Source organism: Bacillus sp. FSL L8-0099 (assembly GCF_038006385.1).
Lineage (GTDB): Bacteria > Bacillota > Bacilli > Bacillales > Bacillaceae_G > Bacillus_A > Bacillus_A toyonensis.
Window position 1 is genome coordinate 1,503,672 of sequence record NZ_JBBOVC010000001.1, and the last position, 13,686, is coordinate 1,517,357.

Genomic DNA, 13,686 nt, shown 5'->3' on the forward strand with positions numbered 1-13,686 from the left:
TGAATAAAATGACATAAAATCCCTTTCATTTGTAAAAAGAATGAAAGGGATTTTTTATTTTTAATGAGAATATGCTGAAAATTTAGTATGATAGTAAAGTGAAACTGTAATCAATGGGGAGATGCATCTCTCACTGATTAAGAGCTCGCAAATAGCGGGAAAAAGTATATACATCTTGGATAAAGGGGAACAAGGGGATGACAAACATAGTACAGACAAACGGTATGAAAAAACTTGTTTGTTTTTATGAAGAGTGGCAAAAACACGGCGATGCAGAGAATAGCTTAAAGTTGTTTGAAGTGATTCAAAAATATAAACAAGAGCAGCTTATGATAGCATTCTGCGGACACTTTTCGGCAGGGAAATCAACGATGATGAATCATCTATATAAAGCGCAGTTGTTACCAACAAGTCCGATTCCGACAAGCGCTAACGTCGTCAAAATTGAAAAGGGATTAGATCGTGTTGTTGTAACGGTCAAATCTGGAGAACAGTACGAATATGACGGTGCATATTCAGCAGAAGAATTAAAACAGATTTGTAAAGATGGCGATGAGGTAATTGGTGTTCATATTTATCGAAATGATGCGCCAATTCCTGAGGGAGTTATGTTAGTTGATACACCAGGAATTGATTCGACAGATGATGCCCATCAACTAGCGACAGAATCGACACTTCATCTAGCAGACGTAATTTTTTATATGATGGATTATAATCACGTCCAATCGGAAGTGAATTTGCAATTTGTTAAAGAATTGAAACAACGTAATAAAACGGTTTATCTCGTTGTAAATCAAATAGATAAACATAAAGAAAATGAATTATCATTTGAGGATTATAAAGATAGTGTGAAACAATCGTTCGCTAACTGGGATATTGAAGTAGATGGAGTTTATTATACGTCATTACGAATGATGAACCATCAACATAATGAAATTGGAAGTTTAGAAACATTAATTACTTCTATTATGAAAGAAAAAGAGCAGTATGTAAGAGAGGGAATGGAGCGAGAAACAGAATATTTAATGGGAGAACATTTCTCGTTTATTGTTTCTGAAAATGAAAAAGCTCTTTTGACATATGAGGAAGAGTTAGCATCACCGCTTTCGATTTCAGAAATAGTTGAAAAGAAAGAAGAGCTAACGGAAACTAAACATCGCGAGGCTAGTAAAGAATCTCATGTGAGAAACGAATTTATAAAAGGTTTACAAGCTATATTAGATAACGCGTATTTAATGCCATTTGAAATGAGAGAATTGGCAAATGCATATTTAGAAACGAAATTAACAAAGTTTAAAGTTGGTTTGCTATTTGCGAAAGGAAAGACGGAGCAAGAAAAACAAAGACGTGTAGAGGCGTTTTATTCTGCCCTTCAAAAGACTGTTGAAACGCAACTTGATTTTCATGTGAAAGAATTTATTGTAGCCTTCTTAAAAGAAGAAGGATTGTTCACGGAGGAAATTGGGAAAGACATATATGCTTTAGAAATTGCTTTTGGACCAGAAATGTTAGCTGAAGTCATTAAACAAGGTGCAGGTTTCACAGGTGATTACTTACTTCTTTATACAGCGGATGTAGCGAATGAACTGAAGAAACGTTATTTTACAAAAGCACAGCAAATTTTTGATAAAAGTGCAGTCGTTTTAAAGCAAAAAGTGAAGGAAGCAGTTGCTCGTATGGAAGAAGAGATTGAAAAATATACGATGTTGCAAACGGCAAAAGAGACGGAATTACAATACAGTAACAGTTTAGAGACATATGAAAGTTATTTACAAAATGTTTGGCACGAGCGTGTTGCTACACCAGAAGGATTGCAAATAGAGGAGATATTGCAACGTGAAAAACAAATTGTTAGTGAGAAATTCACACTACAAGAGCAGGAAATTGTAAATGATAATGTAGCGGCTCATGAAGAAGAGATAAAAGGAACGGCAGCTTTAAATATTCAGCGTATATTAGAGAAAGTGAAGAAAGCTGAAATGATATTAGAGCCATTGCCAGCGCTGAAACATGTACAGCAAGAGGTGATAGAAAAAAGGCGTCGTGTGGAAACGAAACAATTTACAGTAGCGTTATTCGGAGCTTTTAGTGCTGGGAAATCATCATTTGCCAATGCCTTACTTGGTGAGAAGGTACTTCCTGTATCACCAAATCCGACGACGGCAACGATTAATCAAATTTTGCCGGTTACAGAGGAAAAACCACACGGAACAGTAATGGTTCAATTCAAATCAAAGCAAGCTCTATTAGAAGATATGAAAGCTGTTTATAAGCTGTTTCATTATGAGATTACTACGTTAGATGAGGCGTTAGCACAAATTGATAAAGTTATGAAATATCCTTCACCGACTGGGAAGCAAAAAACAACATTTAGCTTTTTACGAGCGGTACAAAAAGGGTATGATGCAGTTTCTACTTATTTAGGAGAACAAGTACAAGTCACATTAGAAGAGTTCGCTGATTATGTAGCGAATGAAGAAAAATCATGCTTCGTTGAGTATATGGAGCTTTATTATGATTGTGCTTTAACAAGGCAGGGAGTAGCGCTTGTAGACACACCTGGAGCGGATTCTATTAATGCTCGCCATACTGATGTTGCATTCCAGTATATTAAAAACGCAGATGCTATTTTATTTGTAACATATTATAACCATGTATTCTCTCGTGCTGATCGTGAATTTTTAATTCAGCTTGGTCGTGTAAAGGATACTTTTGCTCTTGATAAAATGTTCTTCTTAATTAATGCGGCGGATTTAGCAGAGTCTGAAGAAGAACTTGAAATGGTAAAAGGTTATATCGCAGACCAGCTACTGCAATACGGTATTAGAAATCCGCGTTTATTTGCAATTTCAAGTTTATGTGCGCTTGAAGAGAAACAAGGAAAGAATGTTAAAAAAGAGAAGTACGGTATTTTACAAAACTCTGGAATTACTAAGTTTGAGGAATCATTTACGTCCTTTATGATGAGAGATTTAATGCTTGTTTCTGTGCATGCTCTATATGGTGCGTTGAAAGGGGCAGATCAGCTTTTAGTAAACATGATAAATGGTGCAAAGCAGGGGAATGAAGAGAAAGAGAAGCAAACGAAAAAATATGAAGCAGAGCGTGATCAACTACTTCATATCATTTCATCATATAGTGTACTTGCTGAAGAACAGGCGATGCAAAATGAAGTGAAAGAGTTGCTTTATTACGTGCAACAGCGTCTATTCCTACGTTATAACGATGTGTTTACTGAATTTATTAATCCGGCGTCACTTCGAACGGATGGAAATGTGAAAACACAATTGCAACAGTGTGTTATGGAATTAGTAGCATTTATTCAGCATGATTTATTACAAGAAATGCGTGCGACATCATTACGTCTTGAAAAATGGATAGACGAAGCGATGAAGCGTGCAAAGGACGAAATTGTAGTGAACTGTAAAGTAGAAAATCAATCAATTTCTATGAATGGAACAGTGGAGTATGAATATAAAGATATTACACATAAAGAACCGTTCCCTTCAGTTGAAATAAAAGATTTCAAAAAAGCACTGGCACATTTTAAAAATGAGAAAAGCTTTTTTGAAAAGAATGACAAAGCTTTTATGCAAGAAGACGCTAAATCTGTATTAGAACCGCTTGTATCAAACTATGTAGCCGATGAAAAAGATTTATTTGTTCATCATTATAAGCAAGAATGGGATATGAAGTGGAACTTATTCCAAAAAGTGATGCAACAAGATGTGATGAACTATTATGAAAGTATATTGTTTGCATTGGCTGAAACGATCGATGTATTTCTATATGAACAAAGTAAAGAACAATTGCACAAGCAGTTAGTAGAGATTGAAAAAGAAATTTATGTTATATAGTCGTTATGAGAAAAAGATTCGTTCAATTTTCTTTTGCAGTACAGTATCTAAAGATTTGACAAATCCAGCAAATTCATCGGTAGAAATCATATGAGTAAGAACGAGTCGTCTGCCATCTGGTGTTTCACCGCATAAGACGAATGAAGAAAATTCGTATGTTTTATTTTCAACTACTAATTTTGGATAGGAATACGTGTCGCTTTTCTTCTTCTTTCCATCAATAGAGATGACGTTGCATTTTTTCTCATTGTTGTCCATGGTGAATCCCTCCTTTCTATTATTTATGGTAGACAAGGAGGGTTTAGAACAATAGAGATGGGGGGATTTTTTATGTCTTTTGTAATAGAACGTATTTTAAAAGAGGCTATACCGAAGTCTTTATTGCTACTTGCTGATCCAAGTGAACGGCAAATAGCTATATATGTACAAAGAGGGTTAACATACGTAGCAAAGCAAGGGGGCAGCGTCATCGGTGTGTATGTTCTTTTGGAAACAAGGCCGAAGACGATGGAAATCATGAATATTGCGGTTGCAGAGCATTTGCAAGGAAAAGGGATTGGGAAGAAGCTATTAAGGCATGCCGTAGAAACTGCTAAAGGATATGGTATGTCAAAACTTGAAATTGGTACAGGCAATTCTAGTGTTTCACAACTTGCTTTATATCAAAAATGTGGATTTCGTATTTTTTCTATTGATTTTGATTACTTTTCGAAGCATTATGAAGAAGAGATTATTGAAAATGGCATTGTATGCCGTGATATGATTCGGCTTGCAATGGAATTGAATTAGAACGTATAACTTATTTAGGGGGAAGAGAAGATGGAAGTACATAAAGCAATTACAGCACATTCTCGTAAACAAAATGAAAGTGTAAAAGCATGTTTACAATTAGATGCGCAGCGTGAAGCAGCTATTGAAGCAGCCGTATCTCTTGCGTCAAATGGGAAAGAATTTTCGGTTGATGTCATTAATGTTGTAACAAAGCAAATTAATGATCTTGCAAAAAATGGTGTTACCTTACAGCGTAAATATGTTACAGAAGAAATGGTTATGGAGTATGTAAGTCGTTTACAAGAGAAAGAAGGTCGTTAAAGATGATAGTTACAGTCGAATGGTTACGTGAGCATATAGAAGATGAGAACGTCCGTGTAATCGATTGTCGTTTTGATTTAGCGAATCCTAATTGGGGTAGAGAAAAGTATGAAGAAGAACATATTCCTCATGCGTTATATTTTGATTTGAATTTAGATTTATCAAGTCCTATAGCAGAACATGGTGGCCGCCATCCGTTGCCAAGCATTGAAGAGTTTGCGGACAAGCTTTCGGAGGTTGGTATTGATGAACATACGACAGTAATTGCGTATGACAGTCAAGCTGGTGCAAATGCTGCTCGTTTATGGTGGTTATGTAACTATGTAGGACATGAGAAAGTATATATATTAGATGGTGGTTTCCCGGTTTGGAAAGAGAATGGACTACTGACAACAACGGAAATTCCTGTTGTTATACGAAAAACATTCAAAACAAACATACAAGATCATATGCTTGTATCGATGGAAACAGTAAGAGAGAATATCCAGGCAGGTGCAGATGTTACGTTAATTGATTCAAGAGAGCCGAAACGTTATGCTGGTGTAGAGGAACTTGTCGATCATAAAGCAGGACATATTCCGACAGCAGCAAACTATTTTTGGAAGGATGGAATGTTGCAATCAGGACAATTTAAGAATGAAGCTGAGCAACAAGAACGATTCCAAAATCTGTCGAAAGATAAGGAAACCATTGTATATTGTGGTTCTGGTGTTACGGCATGTCCAAATATCATTGCGTTAAAATTGGCTGGATTCCAAAATGTTAAATTGTATGCAGGTAGCTGGAGTGATTGGATTTCTTATCCAGAAAATCAAATTGCAAAAGAAGAAGATTAATCACTTGCATGCAAAAATAATTTGTATTAAAATAAGGTCACAAGCAAGAGATTGCTCGAAAAACTTTGTATTTTACACATTGGAAACAATGTGATAATATAACGACAAGTAAATAATACATCCTGCGGTGTACGTAACTTATTTATGTCTAAAACCGATGTTAGTTATACGGAAGCTCAATATTTAGCGACCATCATCAAGCCTTCCTTGTGGAGGAAGATGTACGGTAACTGTGAGGGCATCCACCTGCGAGTAGCGGGTTTTTGGACATTTACGAGGAGCGGCACGTGCGGGGGTCTTATTTCAACTAACCTTATATAAAATTCCTACGGTGTACGTAGCTTATGCATGTCTTAAACCAATAAGTTTAATATGGAAGTTCAATATTTAAATGTAGCTAACATGCCATCTTTTTAAGAAGGAAGTTACAAACATTTGTGAGAGCATCCACCTGTGAGAGCAGGTTTATGGACATCTAGAGAGAACGGCATATGTGGGGCTATATAAAAACCTTACGTTTTATACGTAAGGTTTTTTTGTTGCATAGATATATCAATATTATCTTGATTCACCTGTGAAGTTTCCGTAATAAATATAGCACTTTCTGTCTTCATCAATCTCTCTTGAATCCAAGGAGAATTCCATAGACATGCCGTCTCGCTGAATATATATAATATCTGAATGAAGAGATGGTAAAATTTCTTCGTAGTTCCATACATCTTGACTATCTACTAAGCTTGAACTCGTTTCACTTAGTTCTCTAATTTCAAAACCGATGTGGGAGTATGTAGGGTCTGAAGGGTCATTGGCGAAAACTTCTTTTTGAATATAAATAACTGCTGTTCCGTCTGGATCAACCGAAGTTGCAGTAACAACATAAGTATTTTTCTCTTTAATAAAATATTCACAAGTCATGCGTGCGATAATTTCAGAATTAGAAATATTGGCGTAGTTCCATAAAGCAGGATACCCTTTCGTTTCATCATTAAGTCGATATTCTAAGCGCATTTTATCCGATACGATAAACTTAACTAAATCTATATAATTCAATCAAATTTACACAAGTTAGTGCTTCATCGTGTTCTCGCAACCCCGAAGGGACGAGGGGTATAACACTCCACACGAGGCAGTATCGTTACCTCCTATTATCAAGCATTTATTTTACCCATCTTGATAAATTTATCGAAGCATTTACATCCCTATCGTGATGGCTATTGCATGGAACACAACGCCACTCACGAATCTTTAAACTCCACTGTCCTTCTGGTTGAACTGAATGGTCGTATTTAACTCCGCAACATGAGCAAATCTTGCTTGAAGCGAACCATTTATCAGCTTTTACATACTCAATGCCATACTTCTCGCACTTGTATGACAAACATTGAAAGAAGAAGTTTAATTTTTGAAAGGAAAGTGCCTTCGATAGTTTTTTGTTTTTTAACAGGTTTGAGATAGATAAGTCTTCCACAACAATCCTCATTGGTTTGGCTTTCACCAATGTAGCTGTTGCTTGATGGATATGGTTATTTCGGATATTCGTAATTTTCCTAGATAACCGCAGGTGCTCAGCTTTCGCTTTTTCATATCCGGCAGACTGAATTTTTACACCATTTTTAAATCTCCTAGACATATCTCTTTGTGCTGACTTTTTCCTTTTCAAAAGTTTTTTAACCTTAGCATCTTTGTTTATATTTCGTTCTTTCATACCATTAGAAGCTACAAAAAGCTCTTTTAAACCAACATCCACACCAATCGACTCATCGGTTAGTTCTTGTGATTCAAAGTCTTCTTGGAACCCTACACTCATCCACCAGTGACGACCATCAAAGGTAACTCTTGGATTTGATGGTTTTTTATTTCTTGGTAGTTGTTGGCTTGTTTTCACTTCTCCAATAGACTGAATATGAACTACTTTCTTTCCTATAACCAGTCTTTCATAATTGGCATAAAATCCTTGGATTAAATCTTTTTTGGATTTATAAGAAGTGTGATAACCATTTTTGTACTTTTTGAACGAATTTTTTCTCGCCTTATCAAAATCTTTTGAAGCCTGTTTGGGAACTTGTGCATTGATGTCTTCTAACCACTCATATCTCTTTCGCTTCTTGATCTTTGTAAATCGTTTCTGTAAAGCTAACTGTGAAACAGATTTTCCAAATAGCTTATAGTATCTATCACTCATTCTTTTACAATAGTTATAAGCAAATCTTGCAGCACCAGCATGGTTTCTAAGCACTTTTTCTTGTTCAGGCGTTGGAATTAGTCTGACTTTCTTCGCCAATATCATCAGAAGCCTACTCCTTTACTGTGCGATTATTCGGACACTCACCTTTTAGATAATGAAAGATGGATTCCTCTGAATAGTAGCGTGTTCCACCAGCATTCTCGTAAGACTACTCGGATGCAAACCTGTTAATTCTGATACTTGACTAACTCGTAAAAATTTCATTATTATTCTTACCTCATTGAACCTACAATAGTACGTATGTTCGATGTATTCAATGAGGTTTGATAGATTTAATTAAATTTATCTCGTTCAACTAAGGGCGCAATTCCTTAGCCAGTTCTCTTATGAACTTCTCATGTTTTCACATGAGCGCAGACTATATGTTTATCTCTTTAGGGATAGAGGATTTTTCCAGCACCATAGGCTTGTGATGTACTCTCGTCAGTTATACGAGATAGTCGTTGAACGTTCATCTTATCACTTTTGACTTAGATGATTCGAGGCGGAAGACCCATTGTTCTAATGTTTAGGATTTAACCTTGCATCATCTGATTGATTTTTTCTGCTTTCGCGACATTCACGCTCGCTATTTCTAGCCACGTTGTAGTTCAATCAGCTTTAGGGATTGCCCGCAGTTAACCCTCACTACTAGCCAATCACTTGACTAGCAGGGCTTACTGATATATTTAATTAACATTGGTTATAATCGGTTAAATAAATCGTAACAGTTAGTTACCCTCTTCTTCCTTTTTCTTCTACTTTATCATGCCATCCTATATAATAGGAATAGAATTTAAAAAGGGGAGTGCGAAGGTGACAAAAACGAAATGGCTAGTAGGTGGTGTCGTAACGTCTTTAATGACTGGCACTTTATTTGGTTGCGCGCAAGATCTTCCCCCAAAACCGAATGATAATAGTTGTTCTGATTGGGATTGGGATGATGAACTTGGGGTATGGCAGTGTGATGATAGTAGTTCAGGTTATCGTGGGCATTATTTCTATGGTGGGCGATACTATCAAAATAAATCCACTTTTAAAAATTCATCGGCGTTTAAATCGTATCAATCGTCTGCTGAATTTAAAGGTGGAATTGGAAGCGGTTCAAAGGGAGGATTTGGAGGCTAAAATATGTCGCAATACATAAGGGATCGAAAAGAATTTTATTTAAAATATCCGAATTTTTGGTCGGATTTATATGAATGTGAATATAGTTTGTTTCATGTTTTTTCTATAACAAATCAGACTTTGGAACAATTACACTTAGCGACTGAACGAATGGGTAAAATATTTTTTAAGACTGCTAGACTTTTGCGAAATTTAAGTGACGAACAGCTTCTTGAGCTTGGTTTTCCTCCTGCGAGCTTATCATTCATTAGAATGATAGGATTATATCCTGAATCTGTTATTTCACGATTTGATTTCGTTATAACGGTTGATAACCAAATTAAAATGCTTGAGTTTAATAGTGATACACCAACTTTTATTATGGAATGCTTTCAAATGAATGGAAAAGTTTGTGAAAACCTAGGTTATGATGATCCAAACTCGGATCAAGAACGATTACTATCTTCTGGTGTTACGAAAGCTGTAATGGAAGCGACAAAGGGATTAGACAATCCAAATGTTGTTTTTACAGCACATCATGAACATATTGAGGATTGGAATACGACTATGTATTTAAGTCAGTTATGCCATGTTGAAAATAAAGTAGTGCCAATGTCAGAACTTAGAATTACGAAAGATGCTCTAGTTGATAAAGATGGGGCGAAGATTGATGTTTTATATCGCCAAACGTATCCGATAGAAGATTTAATTGAGGATCAAGATCCTGAAACAGGAGATTTGGTAGGTGTGGAACTGCTGCAACTTGTAAAAGACGGAAATCTCTTTATTATAAATCCTTTGTCTGCCTTTTTACTTCAGCCAAAATCAATTCAGTGTCTTATTTGGGGATTAGCAGAAGAAGGGGCTTTTTATACAAATGAGGAACAACAGTGGGTTAAAGAATATATGCTACCTACATATTTAGAACCAGATTTATTTTTAGGAAAAGGTTCTTTCGTTCAAAAACCTTCGTTTGGTAGGGAAGGTGACACAATTACAATTCGCGATAAAGACACGAATATTATGATTCGAAATGCACATGAAACATATAAAACGTCATTGCCGATATTTCAAAAGTATATAGAGCTTCCAGTTGTATGTTTGGAAACTGAAAAAGGAGTGGAGAAACTATCGTATGTGTTTGGGGCGTTTTTAATCGCTGGAAAAGCGAGCAGTATCGGTATACGTGCTGGGGAAAAGATTACAGGAAATGAATCTTATTATTTACCAGTAGGTATTAAGAAGGGGGAAAATAAATGATTAATTTTTTACTATATTTAGCAGTATCACTCGCACTTTTATGTATAGGTTTGTTCCTTATGGAAGTGACAACGAAAGTGAAAGAATTTAAGTTAATGGCTCAGGGTGACAAAGCGGTCAGTTATGTACTTGGAGGAAGGGTACTCGGGCTAGCTATCGTTTTATATTCAACGGCCGCTAATTCCATTTCACTTTTGGATATGGTTTCGTGGGGAGCGGTTGGTATTTTAGCCCAAATTATTGTTTATTATTTAGCTGAGTGGCTTACACCACGCTTTAATATAAATAAAAGCCTTGAAGAAGATAATCAAGCAGTCGGCCTGTTTCTTATGTTTTTATCACTTTCAATTGGTATTGTAATTGCTGGTTGTGTAACTTACTAAAAACTTACGTTTTATACGTAAGTTTTTTTCGTTCGCTAACTTGTACTATATATGAGAAAATAGGCTAACAACAGAGAGGGCTTTTCTGTAATAAGGAAAAGTTTCCATACAAAGTGTTGACATCTATTTTAAATAAGAGTAACATTTTCTATGTAATTAAAATAAGTCTCTGTTAGGTGAGGCTCCTGTATAGAGAAATGCTACTGCCCAAAAATGTCGAGAGACGCCAATGGGTCAACAGGAATGATCGAATTAAGGTTTTTCTTAACGTAGCTGGTAATGAACCTATGCTATACAGTGCTAAAACTCGGCGAGGGAGAGGTCCGTAGATTTCTAATTATATTAGGAATCGTTTATTTGTGTATGCAATGACCTTTGCTCTCTTATGAGTAAGGGTCTTTTTTGTTACCAATCTATGAGTCATTTCATAATATAAACTATAAAAATAAACGAGGAGGTGAGGAGCATGTCAAATTCTGACTCGGTTCCGTTACCCATATACTTCAAATCAAAAATATATGATGTAGGCAGGAAACGACTTGTTCCTCCCTCTATATTTATCATAATGTAGCGTTTATATACATAATTAAGCGCTAGACACTTTCACGGTAAAGTGGATAAATTGAGAAACAAAGCGTTTCTTCCTATGTTGTAAAGGAGGAGACGATAATATGTTATATGTAAACAAAACTGTGGGTAACACGTCATATAAACAAAGTAAAAAATCAATGAAAGAACAAACAATGCTTCAAAAAAATAAAGATTTATTAATTGAAATTGCAACAAGAGATGTAAAATCTGTATTTGCGTATTTTAAAACAACAAGAGACGGATTATCTATGAAAGAGGCGCAAAAACGTATTCAAGTATACGGTCGAAATGAATTGACTTCAAAAAGAGCGCGTATTGCAGAAGTAATAATGAAGTTAAGTGGAATGATTCCAGGTTTTTCAAAACAACATGTGCGTGATCAATTGCAATGTGAAACAATTACTGTGTCTAGAGTAGAATGTGCTAGTAGTACAGGGCTAAATAACGAACTGAAAATGATGAAGTTACCAGTACAAGAACTTGTACCAGGAGATATGATTTTTCTTTCAGAAGGTGATATAGTACCGGCAGATGTACGTATCATTTATGCAAATGATTTATTGGTAAATGAATCTGTGTTGACAGGGAACGATGCAAATGTTGAGAAATTTGAAAGTTGCTACCACCTTGAACGTAAAAGATTTATTCCATTAAAACGGATGAAAGACTATAATCCACTTGAACTTGAAAATGTATGTTTTAAAGGTACTAATATTATTGGTGGAAATGCAAAGGCTGTAGTTGTTTCAACAGGTAAAAATACGTATTCAGGAATACTTCATACTTGTTGCAGTAGAACGTCTTAATGTGTTAATGATGCTAAATATATAAAAACAATGTATAATAGACAAAGTTGAAAAAACGTAGAATGGTAATCTATTTATATAACCTTACGTGATAACGTGAGGTTATTATTTTTTGTTAGTAGGAGAGGAATTATGAAAAAAGTATTATTAGTTGATGGTATGGCACTATTATTTCGTGCTTTTTACGCAACAAGTGTCTACGGACAATTTATGAAACGACAAGATGGTACCCCGACGAACGGGATTCATGGTTATATGAAGCATTTATTAACAGCAACACAAGCAATCGAACCAACGCACATTGTAACGTGCTGGGATATGGGAAGTACGACATTTAGAACGGAATCTTTCTCGAATTATAAAGCAAATCGTGCAGCACCGCCAGAAGAATTAATTCCGCAATTTGATTTAGTGCAAGAAATGACTGCGAAATTATCTATGCCTGTAATAGGCATGAAAGGTTATGAAGCGGATGATTGTATTGGTACGCTTGCAAAACAATATTGCAATGAAGCAGAAGTTTATGTTTTGACAGGTGATACAGATTTACTTCAACTTGTTGATACGAATGTTACAGTTATGCTTCTTCGTAAAGGAATTGGAAATTACGAGTATTACACACCGGAAAAAATCATGGAAGAGAAAGGTGTAGAACCTTGGCAAATTGTCCATGCGAAAGCTTTCATGGGAGATACGAGTGATAACTATCCAGGCGTAAAAGGTATTGGTGAAAAAACAGCGTATAAGCTTATTCAAGAATACGGCACAGTATCGGCAGTACTAGAAAATATAGCATCATTAACGAAAGCGCAGCGTACAAAAATTGAAAGTGATTTAGAGAATTTAAATATCTCTTTACAATTAGCGCAAATTCATTGTGAAGTTCCAATTTCATGTTCGTTAGAAGAAGGGTTACACACAATGGACGAAGAAAAACTACGCTTTGTATGTAACGAAATGAATTGGGGAAGACCTGAAATATTAATAAACATGTTATAAATACTAGAAAGACCGATTTAGAATGAATCGGTCTTTCTTTTTTTGTTCACAAAGTTGTCAGAAAATAAACGGAATTTTCATGTGAAGTTCAAATGGATTTCACAACAATCAATTATTATAAGTCTACACAGATAAATCCTTATCCCGCATTAACGGGCGGTGGGACTTCTATATCAATATTATCGCTGAATAAAGAGTGATGATGGAAGAGTAACTCCCTGTAAAGGCCCGATTGATGTAGGCTAATAATTAGTGAGGGTACATCCTTTCATTGATTAAAGTTTCAAGTTATCTTTTATATAAACCATCCCCCAAGGAGGAAAATAAACATGCGAAAAAAAGTGAGAAAATCCTTTAAACAATTATTAATAGAAAATAAACAATCCCTACTAACTAATAAAGAGAATATGAAAGAAATTGAAGAACGGATTGAGAAACGACATGTAGCATATAGTGCTGCTAGCAATTGATAATTTTGTTTATGAAAAAAGCTTGTAGGTTGGATATTATCCGAACTACAAGCTTTTTCTT

The 13,686-nt window shown here is 35.5% G+C and carries 13 protein-coding genes, 2 other RNA genes and 1 riboswitch; of the genes, 12 read left to right on the forward strand and 3 right to left on the reverse strand.

Features of this window, described 5'->3' with window-relative positions; translation table 11 throughout:
- Positions 1-197 precede the first annotated feature (197 nt).
- Positions 198-3,857, forward strand: coding sequence for a dynamin family protein (locus MHH42_RS07915; protein ID WP_340893114.1), 3,660 nt, complete (start codon positions 198-200; stop codon positions 3,855-3,857).
- A gap of 3 nt (positions 3,858-3,860) precedes the next feature.
- Here the strand turns inward: MHH42_RS07915 and MHH42_RS07920 are convergent, their stop codons facing one another.
- Entirely contained in the window at positions 3,861-4,115 is a 255-nt protein-coding gene (locus MHH42_RS07920; RefSeq protein ID WP_000369740.1) for a DUF3931 domain-containing protein, read from the reverse strand.
- Positions 4,116-4,187: 72 nt separating this feature from the next.
- Here MHH42_RS07920 and MHH42_RS07925 point away from each other — a divergent pair, with 72 nt between their 5' ends.
- From MHH42_RS07925 to ssrS (MHH42_RS07945), 5 genes are all read left to right on the forward strand, one after another.
- On the forward strand, positions 4,188-4,646 hold the full coding sequence (locus MHH42_RS07925; protein WP_000011414.1) for a GNAT family N-acetyltransferase: 459 nt from the start codon (positions 4,188-4,190) through the stop codon (positions 4,644-4,646).
- A gap of 30 nt (positions 4,647-4,676) precedes the next feature.
- Entirely contained in the window at positions 4,677-4,949 is a 273-nt protein-coding gene (locus MHH42_RS07930; protein ID WP_000451820.1) for a YpbS family protein, read from the forward strand.
- 2 nt (positions 4,950-4,951) lie between these two features.
- Positions 4,952-5,785 carry a sulfurtransferase gene (locus tag MHH42_RS07935; RefSeq protein WP_016108097.1) on the forward strand — a complete coding sequence of 278 codons (834 nt, stop codon included), beginning with the start codon at positions 4,952-4,954 and terminating at the stop codon, positions 5,783-5,785.
- Positions 5,786-5,901: 116 nt separating this feature from the next.
- A non-coding RNA gene (gene ssrS / locus MHH42_RS07940) (6S RNA) lies at positions 5,902-6,084 on the forward strand.
- 21 nt (positions 6,085-6,105) lie between these two features.
- Positions 6,106-6,289, forward strand: a non-coding RNA gene (gene ssrS / locus MHH42_RS07945) — 6S RNA.
- A gap of 54 nt (positions 6,290-6,343) precedes the next feature.
- Here the strand turns inward: ssrS (MHH42_RS07945) and MHH42_RS07950 are convergent.
- Together MHH42_RS07950 and MHH42_RS07955 are read right to left on the reverse strand one after the other, a co-directional pair.
- A complete protein-coding gene (locus MHH42_RS07950) occupies positions 6,344-6,793 on the reverse strand; it encodes a hypothetical protein (protein ID WP_001235522.1) in 450 nt (149 codons plus the stop codon).
- Between the two features lie 148 nt (positions 6,794-6,941).
- Positions 6,942-8,072 (reverse strand): RNA-guided endonuclease InsQ/TnpB family protein, encoded by a 1,131-nt coding sequence (locus tag MHH42_RS07955; protein WP_340893115.1) that lies wholly within the window; start codon positions 8,070-8,072, stop codon positions 6,942-6,944.
- Positions 8,073-8,825: 753 nt separating this feature from the next.
- Between MHH42_RS07955 and MHH42_RS07960 the strand changes: the two genes are divergently transcribed.
- The 6 genes from MHH42_RS07960 (at position 8,826) to MHH42_RS07985 (ending at position 13,625) form a co-directional block, all read left to right on the forward strand.
- Positions 8,826-9,137, forward strand: coding sequence for a hypothetical protein (locus MHH42_RS07960; RefSeq protein ID WP_000169030.1), 312 nt, complete (start codon positions 8,826-8,828; stop codon positions 9,135-9,137).
- A gap of 3 nt (positions 9,138-9,140) precedes the next feature.
- The gene (locus MHH42_RS07965; RefSeq protein ID WP_000084943.1) at positions 9,141-10,376 is read left to right on the forward strand and encodes a glutathionylspermidine synthase family protein; all 1,236 of its coding nucleotides are present in this window, start codon (positions 9,141-9,143) and stop codon (positions 10,374-10,376) included.
- Positions 10,373-10,759: a DUF350 domain-containing protein gene (locus MHH42_RS07970; protein WP_340893116.1), complete on the forward strand. Its 387-nt coding sequence runs from the start codon at positions 10,373-10,375 to the stop codon at positions 10,757-10,759. Before MHH42_RS07965 ends, MHH42_RS07970 begins: the two co-directional genes overlap by 4 nt.
- 161 nt (positions 10,760-10,920) lie before the next feature.
- Positions 10,921-11,086, forward strand: a riboswitch (M-box (ykoK) riboswitch).
- 344 nt (positions 11,087-11,430) lie between these two features.
- Positions 11,431-12,156, forward strand: coding sequence for a P-type ATPase (locus tag MHH42_RS07975; RefSeq protein WP_000967618.1), 726 nt, complete (start codon positions 11,431-11,433; stop codon positions 12,154-12,156).
- 132 nt (positions 12,157-12,288) lie between these two features.
- Positions 12,289-13,155 (forward strand): 5'-3' exonuclease, encoded by an 867-nt coding sequence (locus MHH42_RS07980; RefSeq protein ID WP_000757079.1) that lies wholly within the window; start codon positions 12,289-12,291, stop codon positions 13,153-13,155.
- Positions 13,156-13,484: 329 nt separating this feature from the next.
- A complete protein-coding gene (locus MHH42_RS07985) occupies positions 13,485-13,625 on the forward strand; it encodes an FbpB family small basic protein (RefSeq protein ID WP_001228051.1) in 141 nt (46 codons plus the stop codon).
- Positions 13,626-13,686 lie beyond the last annotated feature (61 nt).

Bases quoted from the DNA above. Each gene is read 5' to 3' on its own strand.
- MHH42_RS07915 (WP_340893114.1), top strand. From the start codon at position 198: ATGACAAACATAGTACAGACAAACGGTATGAAAAAACTTGTTTGTTTT.
- MHH42_RS07920 (WP_000369740.1), bottom strand. From the start codon at position 4,115: ATGGACAACAATGAGAAAAAATGCAACGTCATCTCTATTGATGGAAAG.
- MHH42_RS07925 (WP_000011414.1), top strand. From the start codon at position 4,188: ATGTCTTTTGTAATAGAACGTATTTTAAAAGAGGCTATACCGAAGTCT.
- MHH42_RS07930 (WP_000451820.1), top strand. From the start codon at position 4,677: ATGGAAGTACATAAAGCAATTACAGCACATTCTCGTAAACAAAATGAA.
- MHH42_RS07935 (WP_016108097.1), top strand. From the start codon at position 4,952: ATGATAGTTACAGTCGAATGGTTACGTGAGCATATAGAAGATGAGAAC.
- MHH42_RS07950 (WP_001235522.1), bottom strand. From the start codon at position 6,793: ATGCGCTTAGAATATCGACTTAATGATGAAACGAAAGGGTATCCTGCT.
- MHH42_RS07955 (WP_340893115.1), bottom strand. From the start codon at position 8,072: ATGATATTGGCGAAGAAAGTCAGACTAATTCCAACGCCTGAACAAGAA.
- MHH42_RS07965 (WP_000084943.1), top strand. From the start codon at position 9,141: ATGTCGCAATACATAAGGGATCGAAAAGAATTTTATTTAAAATATCCG.
- MHH42_RS07970 (WP_340893116.1), top strand. From the start codon at position 10,373: ATGATTAATTTTTTACTATATTTAGCAGTATCACTCGCACTTTTATGT.
- MHH42_RS07975 (WP_000967618.1), top strand. From the start codon at position 11,431: ATGTTATATGTAAACAAAACTGTGGGTAACACGTCATATAAACAAAGT.
- MHH42_RS07980 (WP_000757079.1), top strand. From the start codon at position 12,289: ATGAAAAAAGTATTATTAGTTGATGGTATGGCACTATTATTTCGTGCT.
- MHH42_RS07985 (WP_001228051.1), top strand. From the start codon at position 13,485: ATGCGAAAAAAAGTGAGAAAATCCTTTAAACAATTATTAATAGAAAAT.